The organism is Arminella tubonensis, assembly GCF_003240585.1.
In the GTDB taxonomy this organism is placed as follows: Bacteria; Pseudomonadota; Alphaproteobacteria; order Rhizobiales; family Rhizobiaceae; genus Rhizobium; species Rhizobium tubonense.
This window is the reverse complement of the sequence record NZ_PCDP01000019.1, coordinates 120,762-143,834: the sequence shown is the minus strand read 5'-3', so window position 1 is coordinate 143,834 and position 23,073 is coordinate 120,762. Positions and strand designations below refer to the sequence as shown.

Genomic DNA, 23,073 nt, shown 5'->3' with positions numbered 1-23,073 from the left:
ATTGTCGATTGCCGCTGCTGCCATAAAGCCCAATATCCGATCTCAATCCGCGCATAATCTATCATCCCTGCAAGCTGCGCGATGCTTTGCATGCCTACTGGTGGTTTTTCATCATACGATCCGCCTGTTCACCGCGAACGCGCCAGCCGATTGGACGCGGCCGCTACTGTTCGATTTCCCGGCGCTCTACGAACGATTGGCCGTCGGAGTTGACATATTTTTTGTCATAAGCGGCTTCATCATGACGTATGTGGCAGCGCCATACATAGATGGCAGGAAGCCGCTAAGTGATTTTCTTCTAAAGAGAGCCTTGCGGATCTATCCGTCCTATTTGCTGGTTACCGTAGCTCTCGTAATTCCTTTGGTCGCTGTTTACGTGATCACAGGACACCTATCCTTTGATCTGAGCTGGGAGCGCCTTTTCACCTCCGCTACGCTCATTCCAGACTTCAATAAACTTGGACAGGTTCAACCGATCCTGGGCGTTGGTTGGACGCTTAGTTTCGAAGTATATTTTTACATCGTGTTTGCAGCCTCGATCGCACTTTTCCGAGGTCGTTTTTTGGTTCCAATGGCGTTGGTGATAGTGTCTATCATTGCGCTCTCGCGCTTGTTGGATCTGCCTGGGGCAGTTTCGCAGTTCTTGCAGAACTCAATTGCAATTGAATTTATTTTTGGGTGTATAATTGCGCGATACTTCGTTTCTGGAAGCATCATATTCCATAAATCATTGTTGATACTGATATGCCTCCTTGGTTTCAGCTTGTTCATTTTTGAAAGCGCCAGCGACGACAATAGATTCATTGTTTGGGGAGCACCATCCGCTTTATTTGTAGGCGGGATGATTAGCTTTGAATTTAATAAAGTTATTAGGTGGAGCGCCCCAATAGTATTTCTCGGCGATGCATCCTATTCGATATACCTAGTGCACGTCCCTTTCATATATTTTGGATGTACAAAGTTAATTGAATTGCTGGGAATTCATAAATATAGCCCTTCATTTATATCCGTCGCGATCGTATTTGTGTTTTCGGGTGCAGTAATATTTGGTTTGCTCTTTTATTATTTTGTTGAGCGGACGATCAATCTCAAAATAAAATCACAAATGAACCGATAGTATTTTCCTCACAAAGGTCTCCGACGCGAGGCACGGGATGGGTTGGAGTTGAAGTGCCCCCGAATTTGGGCCAGCAGGAGTTGGAATTTTCCAGGAACATCAAACGCCCCGGTCATTTGGGCCTTCATTGCGACAAAGGCCGATCCAGCTGCAGTCAGATGGCCGTAGTCCCATTGCAAAGGAATGCCGTTCTCCTGCGTCGCGCAAGCCGTGCCGTCTGGAGGGCAAAGCAGGGAGTATGTGGAGACATAGACGCCGCCCGCGGCTTCTACCGCTGCGGCCATTTCGCTATCGGTCTTCATTTGTTCGGTATTTCTGGCTGTCACAAGCAAGCTGGCGTTCCTGCCGCTGGCGACCTGGCCAAGCAATCGCGCCAGGGATTTGTGGTATTCGACGATGGGTCCGAAGACCACGATCCGATCAACGTGGCCACGAAGCGCCTCGAGCGAACGCACGACATCCGGAATGTCGGTTTCTATCCAGCGAGCTGACAGGATGAGGATGCCCGGACGATGCTTCTTGAGAAAGTCGCTAAAGACCATCTGCATCAGATCCGTGCAGCCACGCTCGCCCTTGGATGAAATCACCGGCTTGCATCCGCTGGATGTGGCTTGCATCACATTGCTTTGCGGCATCACTGCGGTCAGCCCGCTCCACAAATCTGCAGCATGACTGTCGCCAATGAGCAATATATTCGGCTTATCCAGGGAAGGCTTCAGGCACGTGTCGCGATCATAATCCGATAAATGGTTGATGTGACCAATAAGAAAGCACACGCCGCGGCGGTAGACACTCGTATCATCATAGTCGAGATAGCTTGCGAAGTGATTGCCATCACCATTGGGAATTTGCAGGCGAGCAGCACCATATGACAGGCCAATGCCCGCCACGCACAAGATCAGATAGGCGACGCCCGCGCATCGCAATAGCTCGGCCCGCGTTGCCAAAATCTTGCGCTCGCGGAAAGGCTGTTCGACGTAGCGCCAAGACAGATATGCCGCAAGGACGCTAAGGAGGATGAGCGCCAATGCTTCCGGCGCCGAAAGCGCCGTTCCGCGGATCAACTGATAATACACAAAGATCGGCCAGTGCCAGAGATAGAGAGAATATGAAATCTTGCCAACCCAAACGAAGGGCGACGACGAAAGCAGGCCTTTTACGGTCGTTGGACCTTGTCCGCCGATACCGATCAGCGCCAGGGTTGAAACGCATGGAATGACGGCAAAATAGCCAGGAAAGGCAAGGCCGGCGTGAAATTTGACGCTGCTTACCAGGAGCAGCAGGAGCGCGGCAAACATGCCAAACTCCCGGAGGAGGCGTGGCATCTGTGGAACGACGCTATAGGCCAAGAGGGAGCCAAGCAACAATTCCCATGCGCGGGTGAGCGGAAAGTAAAAGGCGATATCTCGATCCGCTGCCGTCAACAGAATGCCACCAAGGAGGCTAGCGAGCGCCAGGACGACGATCGTCCACCGTGCCGCGCGCACGCGCGATGCGCCAATGACTGCGAGCAGCAGAGGGAAGGCGAGGTAAAACTGCTCCTCCACACCCAGAGACCAGGTGTGGATCAAGGGCTGGGAGGTGACGTCGGCTGCAAAATAGCCGGCGGAATTCAAAAGATAGAGATTTGAAAATGAACTGAGAGCGGCAATTGCGGTGAGTGCCGTCGTTCTCAGCTCGACTGGAAATAGCGTGAATGGCGCAACGGTGAGCGTCACCGCGACCACGGCGATAAGCGCCGGAAAAATCCGGCGGATACGCCGTTCGTAAAAGCGGGAGATGGAAAAAGTGCCTCGCTCCAGGTCCGCGCGAAGCAGTCTTGTGATCAGGAAACCTGAGATTACGAAGAAAACGTCGACACCGATGAAGCCGCCTCTGAAGGTGCTGATGCCTGCATGATAAATCAACACGATCGAGACCGCGATGGCACGTAGGCCATCGATGTCAGGTCGATAAGCGCTTTCCGCCAAAGGAGGCGCGTGCCTCGACACTTCATTTTTCTTGTGAAGGGGTGGCGTGCGCTCGACGGCACGATTTTCGGTTAATTCCGCGCCGGCCGCAGCCAGTTCATCCGACATTTAATTGCACCTTGCTGCCCTTGCGTATCATGATGTGTAGATCGCCTGATTGGCCAAGTGACAACCGGCGGTCACTTGGGGAGCCGCGCTATCGGCTCGTGCCCCCATTTAATTTCCCGATGTCGATTCAGAGGGAGTTCATACGATTTGCCAATACCCTGAACATGCGCCCGCTCGCCGATGTCGCTCCCGCGGTCGAGCCGCTCAGACGCAGTATCTTCCCGCCCGGCGATGACGACGCTGGCGCCAATCGCTCCACCCTGGGCATCAGACGATAAGGCGACAGAGGAGCGATACCTCCGCCAACTTCCAATCCTTGCACATCCAGAATTTCGCCCTGTGATCGCAATAGTAGCGCGGTTCCATTCTTCCCGTCCTTGGAGAATTTATTGTCTATTAAATAGGCAATGATGGCTAAGAATGAGTAAAAAACCATCATGACCCTTCTAATCACAGAATACTGACCGGAAGGTCTGTGGGGGTGGCAATCGAAATACATTGTAACAGTCTCTTATCAATCGAAAACGTCCCTCTTCAAGAATCGTGTGAACAAATTCAGCGCTTTCATGCGCTTATGTTGTTTCATTGCCACATGTATGCCCGGTAATTTACTACATGCCGCAAAGACCTCTTGGCCCTCTGGTATTTGCGAAATTGATCGGGTAAAGGCGTTGTAAATGAATTAAGTGGACTCCATATGATTACGAGCATAGCTGGCAAAAATACATTTCTTGTTGCGTTCTTGCTGTTGCTTTCCGGTTGCACATCACTTCCACGCTCCGGCCCGGATGGTCAGGTGGTCGAAAGCAAAGCTGCTATTACAGTAGCAAAGGAAGATCGCAAAGTCGGCATCGACTACGCGCTGCTCGATCTCAATGAGAATACTTTGGGGTATTTCGAAGCGCCGGGGTCAGTCTCCTTGAGGAGCAGTTTTGGTGGCCGCCGCGGTAGCCCGCATGATGTTCCACTCGGATATGGTGACGTCGTTCAGGTCGCGATTTTCGAAGCGCAATCAGGCGGCCTGTTTATCCCAACGGATGCGGGCAGCCGCCCGGGCAATTATGTTACCCTTCCCAATCAGACAATCGATCGTGGCGGCACCATAAGTATCCCCTATGCAGGGCAGATAAGGGCTGTCGGCCGCACCAAGGAACAGGTCGAGAGCGACATCGTCGAAAAGCTTAAGAATCGCGCGATCGAACCGCAAGTCGTGGTAACGACGGTGACGAGCAGATCGAGCCAGATTGCCGTGCTCGGCGACGTGAAAAATCCTGCGAAATTTGAACTCACGGCTGCAGGCGAGCGTGTCCTTGATGCGATCTCCCAGGCTGGCGGTCTGTCTGCAGCTGGCCTGGAGACGAATATCACGCTGCAGCGTCAAAATAAGACTGCAACCGTCGGCTATCGCGCTATTCTAGATAACCCGGCCGAGAACATCTTCCTGTCGCCGGGCGATACCGTCATCGCGGATCACGTACGCCGCACTTACACAGTCTTCGGCGCGTCTGGGCTCAATGGCCAGTTTGACTTCGCCGACACCAATTTGACGCTCAGCGATGCGTTGGCAAAGGCCGGTGGCTTGCTGGACAGCAAGGCGAACCCGGCGCAGGTTTTCGTCTATCGAACGGTCGGGCGACAGTCATTGCAAAGAATGGGTGTCAACGTTTCCAGCTTTAAGGGGCAGGTCATTCCTGTCGTGTTCCGCGCCAATCTGCGAGATCCGGCAGGCCTGTTCACCGCGCAGAAGTTTGCAATGCAGGATAAAGACGTCCTTTATGTCTCGAACGCGTCTTCTGTTGAACTTGTGAAGTTTCTCGATATTGCAAGCACGGTGACTTCGTCGGCATCCCAGGCGAACAATGCAGTGAAATAAACTCGGATGGCGTGCGGGCGTGAGGCGTTGCGGAACGAGACGGCGGAGGATGACCATCTTGTCAGTTGGGCTCCTCGGGTCAGTCGATCTGTTTTGGAAAAGCACCTGGATAGGTGTTGAGCTGGTTCAGATGGAGCGGCGTTGCTGTGAGCGTGGCCAGGAGGCGAGACATGGTCGTTTCCTTGCCGGTTGAGGTGAAGATCAGTACCCGGGCACGAGTAAACCGCGGCAGCGGCGATGAGAGGGGTCAGGGGACATGCGGCAGACATTGGAGGGTGTGTGCTTGCGGAAGTCAAACAGGCGTTCGCAGCCAACGGCGAACGTAATGAACTTGGCAGTTAGACCTGGTCAAAGGTCAGGCTGTTCGAAATTGAAGTCAAATTGAACCCTTCAAAACGTGAGTACCGAATGCTGTCTCCAGATAAGATCTCCTCTCGCAGCGACAACATGTGGGAGAGCAACAGCCCGATAGAAGCGCTAGATTTTGATCGGTTGCTTGCGATCGCACGCCGTCAGTGGCGTCTCGTCGCCTGTTTTGCCGTCATTTTTATGGTCATGGGTGTAGCCTTTGCGCTCACGGCGTCGCCGAAATTCACAGCCGAGACCAGCGTGCTGATCGAGCGTGGCAATAGCGGCATTGTTACCCAGCTTTCGGACGCCGGCGTGACGGTTGATGACGAGTCGACTGTCCTTAGCCAGCTTGAGATTGTGAAGTCGGATACCATCGCGCTTGACGTCATCAAGAAACTGGATTTGACCAACAATGCCATTTTCATGGCATCGGAAAATTCCCTGCTTGGCTACATTCGGTCGCTAGTGAACGTCAAGGCTTGGTTTGGGGTAGGTGGTGAGCAGCAGGACGCTCAGACGATCGCCAAGGAAGTGCTCCTGAACAACATGGACGTCCAGCGTGTCGGCCGATCCTATGTCATGAATATCGACTTCACGTCGCCCAATGCCGAGCTTTCCGCCCAGATTGCTGACGCTTATGCCGACGCCTATATCGTCGACAAACTCAACTCGAGGTATGAGGCGACACGGCGGGCGAGTGATTGGCTTCAGGAACGCATCGACGAACTCAAGCAGAAGGCCGCGGAATCAGATCTCGAGGTTCAAAAATTCCGGACGACCCATGGTCTGATGTCGGCAAAGGACGGCAGCCTCATCAGTGATCAGCAACTGTCTGAGCTCAATAGTGCGTTGATCGTGGCGCAGTCTGAGACCGCACAGGCCCGCGCAAAATACGACCGCATCAAGGCCATTATTGACGCAAAACGAACCGATGCCATCGTCACCGACGTCCTTGGAAGTTCCGTTTCGAACGATTTGCGGCAGAAGTACCTGGCGGCCTCAAAGACCGAGGCGGAGATCTCCAATCGCCTGGGTCCTGATCACATCCAGGCGGTCCGTTTGCGCGCAGAGATGGCCGAATATGAACGACAGATGTTCGAAGAACTTGGTCGCATTGCTGAAAGCTACAATAGCGAATTGCAAGTCTCAAAAGCAAAAGAAGACGCATTGCGATTAAACGTGTCCCAGGCAACAGGCGTATCTGCCGTTGCGGGGGAAACACAGGTTCAGCTCCGGGAGCTTGAGCGTGCCGCGGATAGCTATAAGAACCTGTTGCAGACGTTCCTTGCCCGCTTTCAAGAGGCTTCACAGCAACAGTCGTTTCCAATCACGGAAGCAAGGATAATCACAAAGGCTACCCCGCCGATCAAGCCGAGCAAGCCGAAGAAGCCACTTGTCGTGGCGATTGCTACCTTTCTCGGAATTGCCTTGGGTGGCGGTCTCGGCGCGTTTCGAGAATTCCGCGATCGGTTCTTCCGTACTGGCGAGCAGGTAAGGCAAAATCTTAATCTGGAATATCTCGGCGCGGCTCTTCTTGTCGAAAAGATAAAGCCGATCAATGAGCCGGCGCTAGCCGGTGATCTCCGGGTCGTTAGGCCAAACAACGATCTCCTTCGATACGTGGTGGAGCATCCACATTCCGCCTTCGCCGAAACCATGCGCAGTGCCAAGATCGCCGTCGATCTTCAGGGCAGCGAGAAGGGCAGCAAGATAATTGGCGTGGTGTCGACCTTGCCAGGCGAGGGGAAGTCGACGATCGCAGTCAATTTTGCTGAACTGCTTGCGATGCAGGGCGCCAAAACATTGCTGATCGACGCTGACCTTCGCAATCCTGGCGCAACCCGCGGAATTGGACTGAGCGCCGAGGATGGTCTCCTGGAGGTCCTGATAGGACAAAGGCCAATGAAGGAGACGTTCTTCGTTGATCCTAAGACTAACCTTACTTTTCTTCCTGCGGTGGTGAAGCGGCGCGTCCCGCACTCGCCAGAGCTCTTGGTCTCACCGGCCATGATCAGGCTGCTCGATGAGGCGAAATCGAATTTCGACTACATCGTGCTTGATCTGCCGCCGCTTGGTCCAGTTGTGGACGCGCGGGCGATCAGCCCCCTGCTCGATACGGTGCTTATGGTCGTGGAATGGGGGCGCACGTCGCGCAAGGTCGTTCGCAGCACGCTTCTCAACGAAGCGCGCCTCTATGACAAATGCGCCGGCGTTATTCTCAACAAGGTCGATGCCAAGAAGATGAAGCTCTATCGCGATTTCGGCTCGGATGAGTATTACCACTCGCGCTATTCTGCCTACTATCATGAAGGGTGATGGGTGGGAGCGTTGCTGTCTGCTCGATGGGGTCCTGTCAGAGTTCAATGTGCATGAGATCTGCGCGACAGGTGCGTGCCGGACGAATTATCCGTTCAGATGATCGTTGCGTTTTGAGCGCTGCGCAAAAAATCTTCGCATTTCCGGCGCGGATATCGAATAGGGTCAAAATGTCAGGCTACAATGTCGTGATCTGCATACCGACATTCCGGCGTCCTGCCGGTCTCGCACGGTGCCTTCAGGCAATATCAGTCTTGGCAACAGATAGGCCTTTTCAAGTCATTGTTGCTGACAATGATTCTGACGGCAGAGAAGGTATCGCCATCTGCGAAGAATTGATGGCCACCGGTTTCAGCGTTCCGATTGTGGCCATTTCGGTGGAAGAGCGTGGCATTGCCCAAACACGAAACGCACTAATTGCCGAGGCTTTAACGTACCCGCACGCTCAATTCATCGCGATGATCGATGATGATGAATGGCCGGTCGAAGACTGGTTGGAAGCGCTTTTGAATGTCCAACAGATCACTGGTGCAGACGTCATCGGCGGACCGGTAAGGCGTATTTTCCAAAAGCCCGTGCCGCGGCATTTGGCGGAGGCCAACTTGCCGGACTTCTCCAAGATCGCAACAGGACCGATCGATTGGGTCGACGCAACCAGTAACATTCTATTCACGGCGTCACTTCTGCGAAGACGCTCCGCACCTTGGTTTGATCCCGGCTTTGGCCTGCTTGGCGGTGAAGATACGGACATGCTTCTCGGTCTTAAGCTGGCAGGAACGAAATTCGCCTGGGCCGACGATGCGATGGTAATGGAGGATATGCCCATTTCTCGCTGCTCGGCCAGTTGGATGCTCAAGCGTGCCTACCGGATTGGCAACACCTATACCCTTGTCCATCTAAAGCATCATCCCCCCGGCTTCGGGTTTTTCAGTGAGACAGTTCGGATATGCGGCACGGTGCTCGTCGTGGCCGCGACATTCATTTTATTCTTTTGGCATCCAGCCAAGCGCTTCGAGTGCGCACGGCTCGGGGCAAGGGTTCTAGGCAAGGTTGGCGCTTTGCTCGGGCATCGGCATGCAGAATACGCCGTCGTGCACGGGCGTTGATTCCATCAGGCTTGCACGTTCTTAGGGCGCCTGCCGTTGCCACATTCGTGCCAGCACCGTGGTCGGAAGTGACCTATTTCATGCGCGTTTATCCCCGTGCTGTACTGTAACGAAACGCCCCCATTTGAGACTGGCGAGCTGTCGTTTGAGGTGGATTTGGCATTGCGAAATGCGTTTTGTGGAATAGCCGGCGCATCGGTCGAAATTCAATGCAAAATGAGCGGAATTGCTATTCAAATCATCCAGTTTTGACTTGATTTGCTGCGATGCAGCATCTATCCCAATTGTCAGATATACTTAACGATTTGAATTCGGAGAGAGAACGTCATGCGTATTGTGATGGTAGGTTCGGGATATGTCGGTCTCGTCTCGGGTGCGTGCATGGCGGATTTCGGCCATGACGTAACATGTGTCGACAAGTCCGAAGAAAAAATCAATGCACTTGAAGCTGGCAAGGTGCCGATTTTCGAGCCCGGGCTGGAGGCGATCATCCGACAGAATCGCGGCGCTGGCAGGCTCGGCTTTTCAAAGGAACTCGCTGCCCCGGTCGCCGCGGCGGATGTTGTATTCATTGCTGTCGGCACACCATCCCGCCGCGGCGATGGTCACGCGGATCTGAGCTATGTCTACGCGGCTGCCCGCGAGATTGCTGAGGCCGTCAGTGGCTTTACCGTGGTGGTCACGAAGTCGACGGTGCCCGTTGGCACGGGTGATGAGATAGAGCGCATTTTCCGCGAGGAGTTTCCCGGCAAGGACATCGCCGTCGTCTCCAACCCGGAGTTTCTGCGCGAGGGTGCAGCGATCACAGATTTCAAGCGCCCGGACCGCATCGTTATCGGTACCGAGGAACCTCGCGCCATCGAGGTCATGCGCGAGGTCTATCGTCCCCTCTATCTCAACGAAGCGCCGCTCTACTTCTGCGAACGTCGCACGTCCGAGCTGATCAAATACGCGGCCAACGCGTTTCTGGCGATGAAGATCAGCTTCATCAATGAAATCGCCGATCTTTGCGAGCAGCTTGGGGCAGACGTTCAAAAGGTGGCCAAGGGCATCGGGATGGACAAGCGGATTGGCGACAAGTTTCTGCACGCGGGTCCTGGCTATGGTGGATCGTGCTTTCCCAAGGATACTTTGGCGCTCGTTAAGACTGCGCAGGATTTTGGCAGCCCCCTACGACTGATCGAGACAACAGTCGCGATCAACGACAATCGCAAGCGCGCCATGGGGCGCAAGGTTATCGCCGCTTGCGGCGGGAACGTCCGGGGCAAGAAGGTCGCGATCCTCGGCCTTACCTTCAAACCCAATACGGATGACATGCGGGATGCCCCGTCTATCACTGTCATCCAAGCCTTGCTCGACGGTGGTGCGATCGTTCATGCCTATGACCCGGAAGGCATGGAAGCAGCAAGGGAGATGCTAGGCGCTGTGGTTTATGGTGGCGATCCCTACGAGATCGCGGAGAATGCAGACGCGGTTGTCATTGTCACCGAGTGGGATGAGTTCCGAGCGCTGGACTTCAAACGCCTGAAGCTCAGCATGAACGAACCTGTCGTTGTTGACCTGCGCAACATTTATCCGGCTTCGGAGGTCAGCAAGCACGGGTTCAGCTATTTTTCGGTTGGCAAGAAAGGCTAGCGGATTTCCGATCCCCGTGAAGAAGGAAACGGCGCGGGCAAAGCGACTTGGTCTCGATAGCAATGATGCCGGAATCACTTTACAAAGCAGGTTCCGGCATCCGCCAAATCCCAACTATCCTGTTGCATTGCACCATGCGATGCCGAATATGACTGAATGACGACAACTCGTATTTCACGCGTCCTGGCTTGGCTGTTGCTCGCCTTCATAATTTTTGCGACGGTCTCGCCGATAGGGGACAGACCACACGATTACCTGCCTGTCCAAGTTGATCGTGCATTGGCGTTTTTTCTCTTGAGCGCTTTCTTTGTCATCGCGTCCCCCCGTCGCTGGCTGATCGTAGGCGTCTTGTGCATTGCCAGCGCTTTCGTGATCGAAGATCTCCAATATCTGTCTCCCAGTCGTGACCCTGATATGGCTGACGCAGTTGTAAAGGCAACTGGTGCGTTACTGGGTGTCGCGGCCGCTCATTTGGGAAATGTCGTGCGCGGCCGAGTTAAGCGGCATCACGTCTGAAAGCGGCTCAATCTCGATGCAGCATTGGCGAATACGTTTATCATTGCTCGTACAGAGGGTAGCCATGTCTTGATCACGAAGGCGGCGACCCGCTTCATTTGACGCCAGCTGTTGGGTGAAGATCGAGTTGCTCATTGAAGCTACTCATGACCATCGCACCGCCCGCCATCAATCCACCCCACAAGGTTATTGAGAGCAGAAATGCGAGAAGCAACCATTTTAGTCGATTGGTCACAACAGGTCCTCCCGTTCTAAAGCCAACGCATTTGGGTGAGACTCATACTGGAATTCTCACCCGGGGAGTCGAGCCACATTAGGGCGAGGGTTCATACCGCCCGGTGCCGGATCGCCTCCTGGCTATTGGCTACCACCTTGACAGCTTGCTCATATAACTTGGAACAAAAGAGGTGGGGTCAATGCCGGCAACGACAATAACTATAGGTTTAACTAACCTCAGCCGAGGCCAACCTATCGACGATCACGAGGTCGTCTCGATACAGTGAAATCACCGAAGACGCTCAATTTTGCAGACTATGTCGAGCGAACGAGACACAACGTAGGTTCTCCCGCGCCGGAGGTTGCCTTTGGATAAGAGGTCAGAGACAGCGCTAATTTTTGTACCCCAGACCAACCAGCTACATGCAGAGAAATGATTTTGATTTTAGGATAACCCAACAGCGCACACTCAGAATGCGCCCAACAACACGCGCTCGCGACAATGGCTGCCCCAAAGGTATTCTCAGTTCGAGCCGTTGGGAATTGCGCCGGCCACAAAGTACGCCAGACACTCGCCCCAGTCCGAAAAATTGTTGAAGATCCTCCGGGTTTCAATCATGGCACAGCTGCAAATACCAATTGGATAGCTCGCCAAACAAGAAAGGTCCCGGCGATCGTCAGCATCCACAGGCCGACCGAAAAGGTCATCGCGATCAGGAGGTATTTCAGTCGCGCCGTCATTCGCATCTCCGAATCGTTTGGATATGCTCTCTTCTATCAATCGGACGTCGTCCTCTGGGGTCATCTCCGGTTAATGGTTATCGCAAGCTAAATGGAACTGCCCCTTCGGCATCGGGCAGGCAAAGGAGCCCGGAAAATCGCTTTATCCTGTTCCGGGTCAGTCCAATCTGTCCGAATGCGATCCAAGCCGCTGTGGAAAACCCGGAACTCTCCGATCGCCTACTTCTTCCAACGATCGGCGTTTCTCCCGATATTGTGTGTCAATATGGATTGAATGCCGAATCCTCGCTCGCGGACTTCTGGGTGGAGGTCTCGCACGACCTGCACTTTTGCGCCTGTATCACCCGACGTGTCGAACAAGCGAATGTTTGGGGGCAGTCAACAAGCGCGGCAATTCCACTGGCGCTTGCTGTTGTCTGACAACCGGTAGGGTGATTGTGCCCGTTGACGGCATTTGTGTAGCAGATGGGTCGCATTGGAACTGCGCAAGCGCGACAATTTTAAGTAACACGAGTTATTAGGCAAGATCGCAATCTCCTCGCAACGAGCCGGACAGCGCGCTTAGAAGGACACCCGGCCCCAATGGCGAATTCTTCAGATGCAGTCGATGCGAAAATAGTCTCGTTAATCAGTTGAATTCCAACGGCTATTAAATTAGGTTTAATTTAAAGCCGTTGGTAGAAAAGCGCACTTCCGATGAGGCTGGTTATAGCGGGCGGCAGCGGGAGTGAAGGTTGTGTATGCACCGCGAGTATTGGTTAGCATGATCGCTACTTTGGTATTTTTTGCCATTGTGACCTATTTTATTACGCAGTCGCTCTCAACGACATTTCTCGAAACGGCGCTTTGTGCCATTCTACTGCAGACTGGTTATTTTGCCGGGGTCTTGTTCTTGATCCGCAACAGCGAAAAGGGCAGGAGGGAGGCCCTAAGTGGTGCGAGTGTTGCTACCGGCGTCGGCCCCAACCACAGCGATGAGAAATCCGGCAGCCTTCCTCCGGCGACGATGAACCGCACTGATCCAGTCAAATATTAGGTCGCCTTTCTCACCTATCAAAGCTGTGGCCGCAGTCTCGATATCGAAGAGCGCCGCAGGCCATGCCCCTTGAACGTGCGCCGGCACAGGCTGAACCCGAGTTTATGCGCGTCCGTATCGACACATACCTCGGCATGGGGGCGTCGAACGTCGTTGCGTTTTTTATCATCATGACCACCGCGGCGACCGGCGGAAGCTGGCAGTTCAAGCGCGGTGAACCGTCCTTTCGATCGATATCCGCGGTAAACTTTTCATCAACTCCGCGCCGGGCATTATAGCAGGAAGTGTCCAGGGGCTAGGTTTACCAATCGTCTCCGATGTGATGTCATCTGAGGAGCGCGCCGACAGCAGATTGGTGCGCGTCCTGGAAAACTATACCATCGATCCCGTCGACGTTTTCGCCGTTTATCCGGCTGGCCTCAGCCCTCCAGGAAAGTACGCGTTTTGATTGATCATCTGATAGATGGCCTTCGTTCTGCGTCCCGATCCCGATCCGGCTGATATCTCTCCGTTGGCTGGCGGACATTGTCTCTGATCACTATCTGGGTCACATCTCCTTGCGGAACGCACGTCTGCAGCGGCGATAGGGGCCCGATCAGTGGCGGGAGGCAGAACTTGGATCTTTTCACTTCAATGCGTTATTTTATCCGCGTCTACGACACGAACTCGTTCAGCGCCGCGGCAAAGTCTCTCAAGGTCGGGCAATCGGCCATTTCCAAAACCATTGCGCAACTCGAGCGTGAACTCAGCGCGCCACTGTTTCTCCGCTCGACGCGACAGCTCACACCAACCGAATCTGGCAGGGTCTTCTACGAACACGCAGTCAAGGTCGTCGAGGATGCTGAAGCTGCGCTTTCCGCCGTCGGGAGCAAGTCGCAAAATTTCCGCAATTCGGTAGCAACCGCCACCAGACTCTCAGAATGTGAGTTCATACCAATGTCGCGATGGTTCGACGTGCGGTAATCGGATCCGTCCCTTTCGCTTATCGGGAAATGCGTATGCCGCTATAGTTGTCGAGGAAGGCGCATGCGCCTATAGTTGTCGAGGATCCTTGCCCGATTGCTGCATCGTAAGGTTTGCGCGTTCGAGCGACATGTCGTGCATCGCCCTTTGCAATGTTCGATTTTAGGCCACCCCGGAGAATTCCGCAGATGGACCGCAAGCTTGCCGCCATCCTTGCTGCCGACGTCGTGGGATATTCCGCGATGATGGAACGGGACGAGGCTGGCACTCACGAGCGGCTGCGCGCGGGGTGGAGGGAACTATTCGAACCAACTATCGCGCGGCATCACGGCATCATTTTCAAGACAATGGGCGACGGGTTGCTGGCCGAGTTTTCGTCGGTCGTCGAGGCGGTTGAGTGCGCAGTGGCGCTCCAGCGTGGGCTGGCGGAGCGGAATGCCGCAGTTGCGGACGGACAGCACCTGAATGTCCGCATTGGCATCAATCTCGGCGAGATCATCATCGAGGGAGATGATCGGTTCGGCGAGGGCGTGAATATTGCGGCTAGGCTGGAACAGCTTGCCGAGCCGGGAGGCGTCTGGGTCTCCGCCAAGGTGGCGCGCGAGGCGGAAAAGAAGCTAGCTTTCGGCTTCGAGGCGATGGGCGCGCAGAAGGTCAAGAACATAACCGAGCCCGTGGAAGCGTATCGGGTGTCGCTGGACGGGCTGGCGAGACCGCGACGACCGGCCCCAGGGCGGTGGAGACCGACCTTGACGGCGATGATGTCGGTCGTCTTGCTATGCGCCGTGGCTGCCGCTGGCCTGGCATGGTGGCAGAGGTCGTCGACGGGAAGCGTCACGGCTGCACCCGGACTTATGGCGCAGGCCAAGGTCGGGGTGCCCGCGATCGCCGTTCTGCCCTTCGCGAACATGAGCGGCGATCCGAAGCTGGAGTATTTCACGGACGGCGTGACGGATAACCTGATATCGATGCTGGCAAGGGTCACGGAACTGAAGGTGATTTCGCGCAGCTCGAGCTTCGTCTACAAAGGAAAGCCGACCGACGTACGTCAGGTCGGGCGCGAGTTGAACGTGGCGTACCTGATCGAGGGAGGCATCTGGAAGGAGCCAGACCGGGTGCGCATTACCGCGCAATTGATCGACGCGCACACCGGCCAAAATTCGTGGGCGGAAAGGCTTGACCTGAAAGGGACCGACCCGCTTGCATTGCAGGATGAAATAGTTGATCGGATCATTGCCACGCTGAGTGGTCAGCGCGGCAAGATGTACGAGAGCGAATACAAGAAGGTGTGGCAGAAGCCCCCGACAGAGCTTGAGGAATACGACTATTTTCTCCGCTCAAATTTCTTCTTCGAGCAGTTCACCCCGGACAGTCTGGTCGAGGCGACGAAGATAATCAGGGAGGGTCTTGCCAAGTACCCCGACTCCTCGCTTCTGTCGTTTGGGCTCGCCTGGGACCACGTTCTGGCTGCGAACTACGGCTTTGACGGAACGCCGGCGGAACATTGGCGGAGCGCATCCGAGATTCTCCACAAGACTCTCGCCAGGCCCAATCTTGGACCGGATGAGCGAAAGAGTGGCTTATGGTCGTTCACCTATGTCAGCGCCCATGAGGGCAACTTCGACGTCGCCCTGCGCACGTCCGAGGAACTCGTCGACCTTGCTCCTGGCGACGCCTTTCTGATCGGCGACCTTTCAGGGGCCGCGAGCTGGAGCAACAAGACGGAAAAAGCTCTCGAACGGGGCGACTATGCGCTTAAGAACGATCCCAAAAACGCCGACTACTATCTTGCCATGAAGGCGTTCGCGCTGACGGATGTCGAGCAGTATGCCGAGTCCGCTGCGCTTGTGAATGGCACCGCGGATGTATTCATAGGCGTCCCGCTACTTCGCGCTATCAATTTCATGCATATCGGGAAACCCGACGAGGCGCGAAGCGAAGTCGCCAAGGCGCGTGCTCTGCAGCCGTGGTACACTGCTACGCGGTGGCGTGACATGACATTCAACATCAACCCCGCCGTCATCGATAGACAGGTCGCCGACCTGGTCGCGGCAGGGCTGCCCGAGAAATGAGCAACGGCGGCGCGCGGGTCGGACACGGGCCTGGCGCGCTTTCTTGCGATTCCTAGTTGCCATCGTGCCTCAAAGCGGCAAGATCGTGCTCAAACTATATGCGTAGTCTGACCGTGCATCATCGCATTTGAAGCGGTCGTCCCCCGAAGACCAGATTGGTGGCAGTTGCCACATAATTGCGAAAATTTCTCTGGTCAGATCAGGATCAGCGGCACACTCACTTTCATGTGCCAGTACATTATTCCCAAGCTGCCACTGTTCCTCGAGGCCCATCCGGGCATCGACATCTCAGTCCATCTTGATGACAGAAATGTCGGGCTGATCGAACAGGGTATCGACGTAGCCCTGCGAATGGGGCAGCTCAATGACTCCGGTCTCGTTGCGAAACGGATCGGACGTTGCAGGCGCATCGTGGTGGGCGCGGTATCGTATCTTGAGGTGCATCGGGAGCCGCACACGCCGGAAGAGCTGGTTGAACATACGACCGTCGTGTTTGCGCAAGGCGAGGGCGGTGACCGTTTTACTTTTAAGGGTCCGCACGGGACGAAGTCTATCTCGGTCAGGCCCAGGCTGCGGATCAACGCGACAGAAGGCGTGCGGTCTGCGGTCCTTGCGGGGGCAGGTCTTTCAGTTTCCACGGAGTGGATGTTCGAAGCAGTTGAACAGCGGCACCGTGCGGGAAGTCCTCGAAGAGTGGACTTTGCCGGATCTTGATCTGTGGGCGGTCATGCCTGCTGGGCCACGCACGAGCGCGAAGGTCCGGGCACTTGTTGAGTTCATTGAAATACAGGTCAACGCGACAAGATTTGGGATCGGCTACCATTCCTGAGGGGAATATATTTTATTCGATTTCTCCGACTAATCGATCGGCGTGGAATAAATTACCTATGGGCAGCTCCGTCGACGGGCCGAATTAGGGAATTAGATAATGTCTATCAAAATCTATGGCGACCTAGGCTCGGGCAGCCTGCGCCGTGTTACCACCGCAGCTAAGATCATGGGCGTCGACTACGAACGCGTGAACGTTGACCTTTTCGAGGGTGAAAGCCATACGCCGGAGTTTCTAAAGCTCAACCCCCATGGGCTGACACCGGTCCTGCAGGATGGCAACACGATCATTTGGGAGGCATCGGCGATCAATCTCTACCTCGCAGAGAAAGCCAACTCGCCGCTCGTGGGCAAGATCGAAAGTGAGCGTTACGAGGTCTTGCAGTGGATGTTTTGGTCAGGCGAGCAGTGGCGCGTCTTCTCGACGCTGATGTTCAACGAGCGTGTCGCCGGTCGCGCGATGGGGCAAGTCGAGAACCTCTCAATCGTCGATCTCCTGCTCAAGAATATCCGGGCAGCTGCCTCGGTTCTCGACGCTCATCTCGCCAGCCGACGGTTCATCGTCGGCGATGAATTAACGCTGGCCGACATCGACATCGCTGCTCCGTTTTCACAGGTTCACCGCACCAAGGTGCCCTTTGCCGAATTCCCGAACCTCTGGGCGTGGCAGCAGCGTCTTCTGGAAACAGTTCCGGCATGGGCAGAAACCAAGCGTGACTTGGATGAGCGCATGGACACGTTCATGAACGCCCTCGGCATTGCGTTCTAACACAAATTCGGAACGAGGTGTGCCTGACATGGTGCATCTCGTTCCGTCTAGAAGCACCGGATCGAACAAATGTTTTGGCCGGCAGGAGTGGGTGGCTACCTACGTCATGCTCGTCAGTGATGTCGCTGTGGAGCGACGGCTTCCGTGGAATTGGACTCCGCCGGCCATCGACGTTCAAGCGGCATAACCTACGGCCCTCACCGGAGGCTGACGTGCAAGCCATCAATCTAGCTCTGATATTGCGATTAGCCTTCCCCGAGAACGATGGCAAATCGACAAGCGTTGGCATTCTTCGATTGCATAGATATCGTGACTAAAGCAAGATATCGGCGCGGCGATTTGGGAGACACGGAGGCGAACGTGGGCACGGACCAACGCAATTCAATCGACATCTTCGTGGGATCAAGGATAAAAGCTCGACGCTTAGAACTCGGCATAGATCAAAAGACGCTTGCCGATTCCCTCGGAATAACGGCGCTCCAGGTTGAGAATCATGAGAGCGGCAACGAGCGAATAAGCGTCACTCAACTTCAAAAAGTTGAAAAGGTGTTGAGGGTCTCGCCGGATTTCTTTTTCGCGCAAGACTCTACATCTCCGTTCTCAATGTATGGCATCGGAAAGCCAGACTGCTTGCGTGTGCCGATGTCGTCCCGCCCTTTGGAGGACGAAGAAGCTCTCGAGCGCTGATCCTAGCTAGTGAGCGATCCGGAGGTAAAAAATTGTTCTCATGATGTGAGTGACTGACGAGTGAAACACTTGTTCGGTATTTGAATTGACGCGGCACGTACAATTACGGCGGCTCCCTTTCGGAAGCGCTCCCGGCGGAATGGCTAATGACATATAAATTGGTAACTTTCGGACAGTTAAAGCTTTTCGATGAGCTGGGGCAGGCTGTGGCCTTTCCGGATAAAGCGCTCCTAATTCTCTGCCATGCCCGCACCAATCGTTGGGAACAGAAATCCCGAGCCGAGATCGCACGTTTGTTCTGGGGAGATGTTGATCAGGCAAGAGCCTACGCCAGTCTGCGAAAAGCCGTCGCTCGTATTTTGGCGAAACAGACGGAACTCGGTATATCAATTTTACAGTTCTCCAGAGACACCATCAGTGTCTCGGCGAACAGTTATGCTTCCGATGTGGACAATCTGCTGCCAACCGACAAGATTGCACCGCTCGAGTATTTTCTTCAGGTCGCAGGCACGTTGGAAAGCGACTTCCTCGTCGAGGTTGCGTTTGAGAGCGAGGGTCTGACGAACTGGATCGAGCATCAGCGCGAAGAGCACCTGTTGTTATTGCGCCACGCTTTGCTGAAGGTGAGTGATCTGGATGAGCCAGCCCACATGACGACTTTCAAATCGGCTGCGTTGAAGATTCTCGATCGGTATCCCGCCGATGAAGCCGTCCGGACGGCTCTCACAAAAGTCTATGGCGATCTTGGCGTCACCCAAAGCGGAATGGCAGCAGACGGTCCAAAAAGAGTTCCCGCAGCAGCCCTTTCGACACTATCCCCCCAAGCGGCAGGAGCGTCGATCGAGCAGGTCACCAAACGGTCGCCGCGAATCGTGTTGTTGCCGCCGGCCGCCTCTAAGCACCCTGCGGCTATCTACGCGACCGCGTTGGTCGAGGACGTAACGATTGGACTGTGTGCATTTCGCTCGGTTTCCGTCCTTGCACCTTACACGGCTGCGCAGATCAGTCAGCGAACTGACAAGCCGCTCACATACGAGCGTTACTCGATCAGCTATGTTCTTGATACGCGCCTCATGGAGGAAGGCAGCGGATGCTCATTGTTTGCACAGCTCATCTTCTTTGGAAGCGACGAGATCATTTGGGCAGAACGCTTCGATATTGCAGATGCCTCGCTGACGGGTTCACGCCGAGAACTCGCGGTCAAGATCGCGTCTGCTATTTCAGACCAGATCACCGGCAACGAATTCCAACGCATCTTTTTCGAAGAAAATGGTGCTGCCTACAGGAATTTCCTGCTCGGCCAGCAGACACTCAACAGCCTCGATCTTCCACAGGTACGGCGAGCTCGGAGACACTTTCGCGAAGCGTTGCGAGCAGATGGACAATTTGCACCGGCCCTCAGTGGCGTCGCCCGCAGCTTTTTCTTCGAATGGCTTTTGACCGCGCGCGGAGACGGAGAACTGCTGACGACGGCAGAGCGGTTTGCAAAGGATGCGATTACAGCCAATACGTCCTTGGCGGCAGGCTATCGGGAGCTTGGCGTCGTCAAGCTTTATCAGCGGCGATACGACGAAAGTATCGAATTCCTGCAACAGGCTGAAAGTCTCAGCCCGAACTATGCCAATGTCATCGCCAGCCATGCCGATACGCTCGTGCAGGCGTCCCGCCCCGGAGAGGGTCTCGAGAAAATCAAACTGGCACTCGATCTCAATCCATTGGCGCCTGACGAATATTTTTGGACCGCGGCCGGAGCCAGTTATTCGCTCGGCGAATACGAGCAGGCGCTTGGCTACATTAATCAAATGAAAGATAAGCTACCGGCAGATCGCTTGGCTGCGGCGAGTTGGGGCATGCTGGGCAACGCTCGAAAGGCCAAGCAATTCATCTCCCGGACCTTTGAAGTTCATCCAGGATTTGACCTCGAGAAATGGATGGCCATCGTGCCGTTCAAGGACGACTGGCAGAAAAAACATTATGTCGAGGGGCTGCGGAAGGCGGGCTTTCGCTAGCAAGGCAGCCACCCTGCAAATCGCAAACAGAGGAACGTATTAATTATGGCTAAGGTTCTGGTTATTGGTGTCGCTGGAGAAGATGGTCTTTATCTCGCCGATCTTGACGCCGGCACGATCGCGAAGATCCCTGCTCCAACGAAGGGGGCGCTTGCTTCCGCCGACCAACTTCGGGCTTCCGGCGTAGTCATCACGAAAGGTGTGAACCTCGCCGTGACAGCACAGTCGACCGCATCCGTTTCCGGCGGTTTCATGGACGGCTGATCGGTAGAGTTCAGTGGACGACTATTCCGATCGTGCCTGTCCTGCCGAGGAGACATTCCGGCGGATTGAGCCCTATCTTGCTCCGGCGGGCGTCACCCGCCTAGGCCGTCTGACCGGACTGGATCGGATCGGCATTCCTGTTTGGAATGCGGTTTCACCGAACGCCCGCTCGATCGTGATCAACCAAGGCAAGGGTATCACGGACATTGACGCCAAGGTTTCCGCCGCCATGGAGGCGTTGGAGCGTTCGCTTGCGTGTTCGTCGACGATCGCCCGACGATCGTCTTCGCGACGTGAACTTGCGGACGCCGGCGAACGTTCACAAACGCTCGCCTGCCTTCTCGGCAGTGGGAAAAAGGATCTCACTGACGACGTGAACCTCGACTGGGTCAGAGGCTTTGACATTCTCAACAATAGGCCCGTCTGGGTCCCATTTGACGCGGTCGTCTTGGACCGAACGCGCTTAAACAGCCGCTATTGGCAGTCATCGGATGGGCTCGCCTCCGGCAATACCGAAACTGAGGCAATTCTCCACGGATTGCTCGAGCGTATCGAGCGTGATGCCTATGTCTTATGGAGCGTTGCGCCGGCGGGCATCAGAGAGCGGCTATGCGTCAATGCCTGGTCATTCTCGGATCCCGTCATCGACAATTTGACAACGAAGATCGAGGAGGCGGGGCTTCAATTGAAGCTCTTCGACATTACCAGCGATATTGGCATTCCGAGCTATTCGACATTCCTTGCGGCGCGCGATATCCTCGAGCGCCCGACACCGCGGTTTCACGATGCCACGGTCGGACACGGTACGCATCCAGACCCGTGTCGGGCGGTGATAAGGGCCATCACAGAAGCCGCACAATCCAGGCTAACCTATATTAGCGGCGCACGCGATGATGTCTTTCATCAGACGTACACACGGCCGCTTCCACCTGAGACGCTCGCCCTGTTCAAGGCCTCCGCACATGATGCTCAGTTGCGGACCGGTCCAAGATTCCAAGGCTTGCTGCAACTGCTGGCTTTTGTAAGCGATAGACTTGCTGCCTGTGGAATCCGGTCGGCAATTTCTGTTCCTCTCGCTGGCGACGATGTCCCGTTCTCCGTCGTGAAGATGTTGGTCCCCGATCTCGAAAATCCGGATGGCCTGCGGAAGCATCGGTTCGGGCAACGCGCTTTGACGCGCAGCCTGGAGCTTGCATGAAGCGCGTCTTCGTCGGTCCAAGCTTGCCAGACGCTGCAGCCGTCGCTCGGGCCGACATAGAGATTCGGCCACCCGCGATACAAGGAGACATTCTGGCCGCTGTGAAATCAGGTGCTTGCGCTATTGGTCTGATCGACGGCAATTTCGAGTCGGTCGCGCCGGTCTGGCATAAGGAAATTCTCTTCGCTCTGTCTATGGGCGTTCAAGTGTTAGGTGCAGCAAGTATGGGCGCTCTTCGTGCTGCCGAATGTGCCGCCTTTGGAATGGTGGGAGTTGGAGAGATCTACGAGGGCTACGTCAGCGGGCGCCTGTTCGACGACGCGGACGTCGCTCTCTTGCACGGACCGCCCGAGCTTGACTGGATTCCATTGACAATTCCCATCGTCAATGTCACGGCGACCCTGGATTGGCTTTCGGCGCGGGATAGGCTTTCGGCCCATGAGGTCGCCGCTTTGGCTGAAGCTGCGGGGCGAATCTTCTATAAGGATCGCACATGGGCCGGCATCGTTGAACAAGCAGACCTGACCCCCTCAACCGAACGGGTCCATCTGCTCCAAATGTTGCGCTCATCGACCGTCAACGCCAAAGCATCCGACGCTCGTCTGCTTCTCGATCGCTTGGCTGCGGCACCGTCGGAACGCTCCACTGTACAGCTGACTTGGGAATTCCACGCTACCAGCATGTGGAGCGCTCTAGGCACCAATTCCCTGTGAGCGAAGTCCTTATGGTTTGCTCGTCTCAAAGATGCGTCACGTTCAAGTCACGCGCACTTTGCCAAAAGTCCCACTATCATAAGACCTTGATGGTATTTGGGATGGAGTAGCACGATGAAAGCTGATGTCGACATTGCGACTACCTCAGAGGAGCGGGACAAGCAACTGGCGGCGTTGGCCCGCCTCGTCACCTATGCACGCGAGGTTGCTGGTGACCTCGGCGCAGAAGATGCGCGGAACAAGCTGGATATCGCACTTGGTACACTTGTATATGAACTAGACGCCGCGATGTTACCTCCGATCAGAAAACAAATCATATTCAACTAATATAATCCGGCCGCGGCAACCTGAATTTGCGCACGCCGCAATGTTCACGACGAAATTTGCGCGATGTTGCCGTCTATCGAAGGATCTCCGGTTCGTTTCCTCCGGGCGGTCAACTGGCCAATTTAGGCGTACTTACCTTAGTTAAGCTAAGGTCGGCGTGGTTGAATGGCCGTCAAAAATCATACTCAGCCCATGCCTGAGTGGCGAGGAAATACCAGGGTCCTGACATGAATCACCCCGGGCATTGCTGCCTGGAGT

The 23,073-nt window shown here is 55.1% G+C and carries 20 protein-coding genes; 16 read left to right on the top strand and 4 right to left on the bottom strand.

Annotated features, from left to right (window positions below):
* Position 1 precedes the first annotated feature (1 nt).
* On the top strand, positions 2-1,117 hold the full coding sequence (locus CPY51_RS07000; RefSeq protein ID WP_195909448.1) for an acyltransferase family protein: 1,116 nt from the start codon (positions 2-4) through the stop codon (positions 1,115-1,117).
* 8 nt (positions 1,118-1,125) lie between these two features.
* Here CPY51_RS07000 and CPY51_RS06995 read toward each other — a convergent pair whose 3' ends face one another.
* Positions 1,126-3,195 carry an acyltransferase family protein gene (locus CPY51_RS06995; RefSeq protein ID WP_111159563.1) on the bottom strand — a complete coding sequence of 690 codons (2,070 nt, stop codon included), beginning with the start codon at positions 3,193-3,195 and terminating at the stop codon, positions 1,126-1,128.
* A 697-nt stretch (positions 3,196-3,892) separates the two neighbouring features.
* On the opposite strand from CPY51_RS06995, the gene CPY51_RS06990 reads away from it, so the two are divergent.
* The 4 genes from CPY51_RS06990 to CPY51_RS06975 all read left to right on the top strand — a co-directional run bounded on the left by CPY51_RS06990 (position 3,893) and on the right by CPY51_RS06975 (position 10,476).
* Positions 3,893-5,068 (top strand): polysaccharide biosynthesis/export family protein, encoded by a 1,176-nt coding sequence (locus tag CPY51_RS06990; protein ID WP_111159562.1) that lies wholly within the window; start codon positions 3,893-3,895, stop codon positions 5,066-5,068.
* Between the two features lie 408 nt (positions 5,069-5,476).
* Positions 5,477-7,735 (top strand): polysaccharide biosynthesis tyrosine autokinase, encoded by a 2,259-nt coding sequence (locus CPY51_RS06985; protein WP_111159561.1) that lies wholly within the window; start codon positions 5,477-5,479, stop codon positions 7,733-7,735.
* A complete protein-coding gene (locus CPY51_RS06980; protein WP_111159560.1) occupies positions 7,735-8,841 on the top strand; it encodes a glycosyltransferase family 2 protein in 1,107 nt (368 codons plus the stop codon). Before CPY51_RS06985 ends, CPY51_RS06980 begins: the two co-directional genes overlap by 1 nt.
* A gap of 327 nt (positions 8,842-9,168) precedes the next feature.
* On the top strand, positions 9,169-10,476 hold the full coding sequence (locus CPY51_RS06975) for a UDP-glucose dehydrogenase family protein (protein WP_111159559.1): 1,308 nt from the start codon (positions 9,169-9,171) through the stop codon (positions 10,474-10,476).
* Positions 10,477-10,650: 174 nt separating this feature from the next.
* On the opposite strand, the gene CPY51_RS32750 is transcribed toward CPY51_RS06975, so the two are convergent.
* The 3 genes from CPY51_RS32750 to CPY51_RS33735 all read right to left on the bottom strand — a co-directional run bounded on the left by CPY51_RS32750 (position 10,651) and on the right by CPY51_RS33735 (position 11,949).
* Positions 10,651-10,863, bottom strand: coding sequence for a hypothetical protein (locus CPY51_RS32750; protein WP_195909446.1), 213 nt, complete (start codon positions 10,861-10,863; stop codon positions 10,651-10,653).
* Positions 10,864-10,923: 60 nt separating this feature from the next.
* Entirely contained in the window at positions 10,924-11,127 is a 204-nt protein-coding gene (locus CPY51_RS32745) for a hypothetical protein (protein WP_195909445.1), read from the bottom strand.
* 696 nt (positions 11,128-11,823) lie between these two features.
* Positions 11,824-11,949, bottom strand: a complete 126-nt coding sequence (locus tag CPY51_RS33735) for a hypothetical protein (RefSeq protein WP_275540455.1) — start codon at positions 11,947-11,949, stop codon at positions 11,824-11,826.
* 763 nt (positions 11,950-12,712) lie between these two features.
* Between CPY51_RS33735 and CPY51_RS06965 the strand changes: the two genes are divergently transcribed.
* The 11 genes from CPY51_RS06965 (at position 12,713) to CPY51_RS06905 (ending at position 22,815) form a co-directional block, all read left to right on the top strand.
* Positions 12,713-12,985: an exopolysaccharide production repressor protein gene (locus CPY51_RS06965; protein WP_244598501.1), complete on the top strand. Its 273-nt coding sequence runs from the start codon at positions 12,713-12,715 to the stop codon at positions 12,983-12,985.
* Between the two features lie 633 nt (positions 12,986-13,618).
* Positions 13,619-13,948: a LysR family transcriptional regulator gene (locus tag CPY51_RS06950; RefSeq protein ID WP_146260086.1), complete on the top strand. Its 330-nt coding sequence runs from the start codon at positions 13,619-13,621 to the stop codon at positions 13,946-13,948.
* A 188-nt stretch (positions 13,949-14,136) separates the two neighbouring features.
* A complete protein-coding gene (locus CPY51_RS06945; RefSeq protein WP_111159553.1) occupies positions 14,137-16,020 on the top strand; it encodes an adenylate/guanylate cyclase domain-containing protein in 1,884 nt (627 codons plus the stop codon).
* Positions 16,021-16,185: 165 nt separating this feature from the next.
* A complete protein-coding gene (locus tag CPY51_RS06940; RefSeq protein WP_275540454.1) occupies positions 16,186-16,734 on the top strand; it encodes a substrate binding domain-containing protein in 549 nt (182 codons plus the stop codon).
* Between the two features lie 214 nt (positions 16,735-16,948).
* Positions 16,949-17,617, top strand: a complete 669-nt coding sequence (locus CPY51_RS06935) for a glutathione S-transferase family protein (RefSeq protein ID WP_111159551.1) — start codon at positions 16,949-16,951, stop codon at positions 17,615-17,617.
* A 360-nt stretch (positions 17,618-17,977) separates the two neighbouring features.
* Entirely contained in the window at positions 17,978-18,304 is a 327-nt protein-coding gene (locus tag CPY51_RS06930) for a helix-turn-helix domain-containing protein (protein ID WP_195909444.1), read from the top strand.
* Between the two features lie 146 nt (positions 18,305-18,450).
* The gene (locus tag CPY51_RS06925) at positions 18,451-20,313 is read left to right on the top strand and encodes a hypothetical protein (RefSeq protein ID WP_111159549.1); all 1,863 of its coding nucleotides are present in this window, start codon (positions 18,451-18,453) and stop codon (positions 20,311-20,313) included.
* 45 nt (positions 20,314-20,358) lie between these two features.
* Positions 20,359-20,577, top strand: coding sequence for a hypothetical protein (locus tag CPY51_RS06920; RefSeq protein ID WP_111159548.1), 219 nt, complete (start codon positions 20,359-20,361; stop codon positions 20,575-20,577).
* A gap of 13 nt (positions 20,578-20,590) precedes the next feature.
* A complete protein-coding gene (locus tag CPY51_RS06915) occupies positions 20,591-21,775 on the top strand; it encodes a YcaO-like family protein (protein WP_111159547.1) in 1,185 nt (394 codons plus the stop codon).
* Positions 21,772-22,488, top strand: a complete 717-nt coding sequence (locus CPY51_RS06910; RefSeq protein ID WP_111159546.1) for a TfuA-like protein — start codon at positions 21,772-21,774, stop codon at positions 22,486-22,488. Before CPY51_RS06915 ends, CPY51_RS06910 begins: the two co-directional genes overlap by 4 nt.
* A gap of 114 nt (positions 22,489-22,602) precedes the next feature.
* Positions 22,603-22,815 carry a hypothetical protein gene (locus CPY51_RS06905; protein WP_111159545.1) on the top strand — a complete coding sequence of 71 codons (213 nt, stop codon included), beginning with the start codon at positions 22,603-22,605 and terminating at the stop codon, positions 22,813-22,815.
* Positions 22,816-23,073 lie beyond the last annotated feature (258 nt).

Bases quoted from the DNA above. Each gene is read 5' to 3' on its own strand.
- CPY51_RS06995 (WP_111159563.1), bottom strand. From the start codon at position 3,195: ATGTCGGATGAACTGGCTGCGGCCGGCGCGGAATTAACCGAAAATCGT.
- CPY51_RS06990 (WP_111159562.1), top strand. From the start codon at position 3,893: ATGATTACGAGCATAGCTGGCAAAAATACATTTCTTGTTGCGTTCTTG.
- CPY51_RS06985 (WP_111159561.1), top strand. From the start codon at position 5,477: ATGCTGTCTCCAGATAAGATCTCCTCTCGCAGCGACAACATGTGGGAG.
- CPY51_RS06980 (WP_111159560.1), top strand. From the start codon at position 7,735: ATGGGTGGGAGCGTTGCTGTCTGCTCGATGGGGTCCTGTCAGAGTTCA.
- CPY51_RS06975 (WP_111159559.1), top strand. From the start codon at position 9,169: ATGCGTATTGTGATGGTAGGTTCGGGATATGTCGGTCTCGTCTCGGGT.
- CPY51_RS32745 (WP_195909445.1), bottom strand. From the start codon at position 11,127: ATGAGCAACTCGATCTTCACCCAACAGCTGGCGTCAAATGAAGCGGGT.
- CPY51_RS33735 (WP_275540455.1), bottom strand. From the start codon at position 11,949: ATGACGGCGCGACTGAAATACCTCCTGATCGCGATGACCTTTTCGGTC.
- CPY51_RS06965 (WP_244598501.1), top strand. From the start codon at position 12,713: ATGATCGCTACTTTGGTATTTTTTGCCATTGTGACCTATTTTATTACG.
- CPY51_RS06950 (WP_146260086.1), top strand. From the start codon at position 13,619: ATGCGTTATTTTATCCGCGTCTACGACACGAACTCGTTCAGCGCCGCG.
- CPY51_RS06945 (WP_111159553.1), top strand. From the start codon at position 14,137: ATGGACCGCAAGCTTGCCGCCATCCTTGCTGCCGACGTCGTGGGATAT.
- CPY51_RS06935 (WP_111159551.1), top strand. From the start codon at position 16,949: ATGTCTATCAAAATCTATGGCGACCTAGGCTCGGGCAGCCTGCGCCGT.
- CPY51_RS06925 (WP_111159549.1), top strand. From the start codon at position 18,451: ATGACATATAAATTGGTAACTTTCGGACAGTTAAAGCTTTTCGATGAG.
- CPY51_RS06920 (WP_111159548.1), top strand. From the start codon at position 20,359: ATGGCTAAGGTTCTGGTTATTGGTGTCGCTGGAGAAGATGGTCTTTAT.
- CPY51_RS06910 (WP_111159546.1), top strand. From the start codon at position 21,772: ATGAAGCGCGTCTTCGTCGGTCCAAGCTTGCCAGACGCTGCAGCCGTC.
- CPY51_RS06905 (WP_111159545.1), top strand. From the start codon at position 22,603: ATGAAAGCTGATGTCGACATTGCGACTACCTCAGAGGAGCGGGACAAG.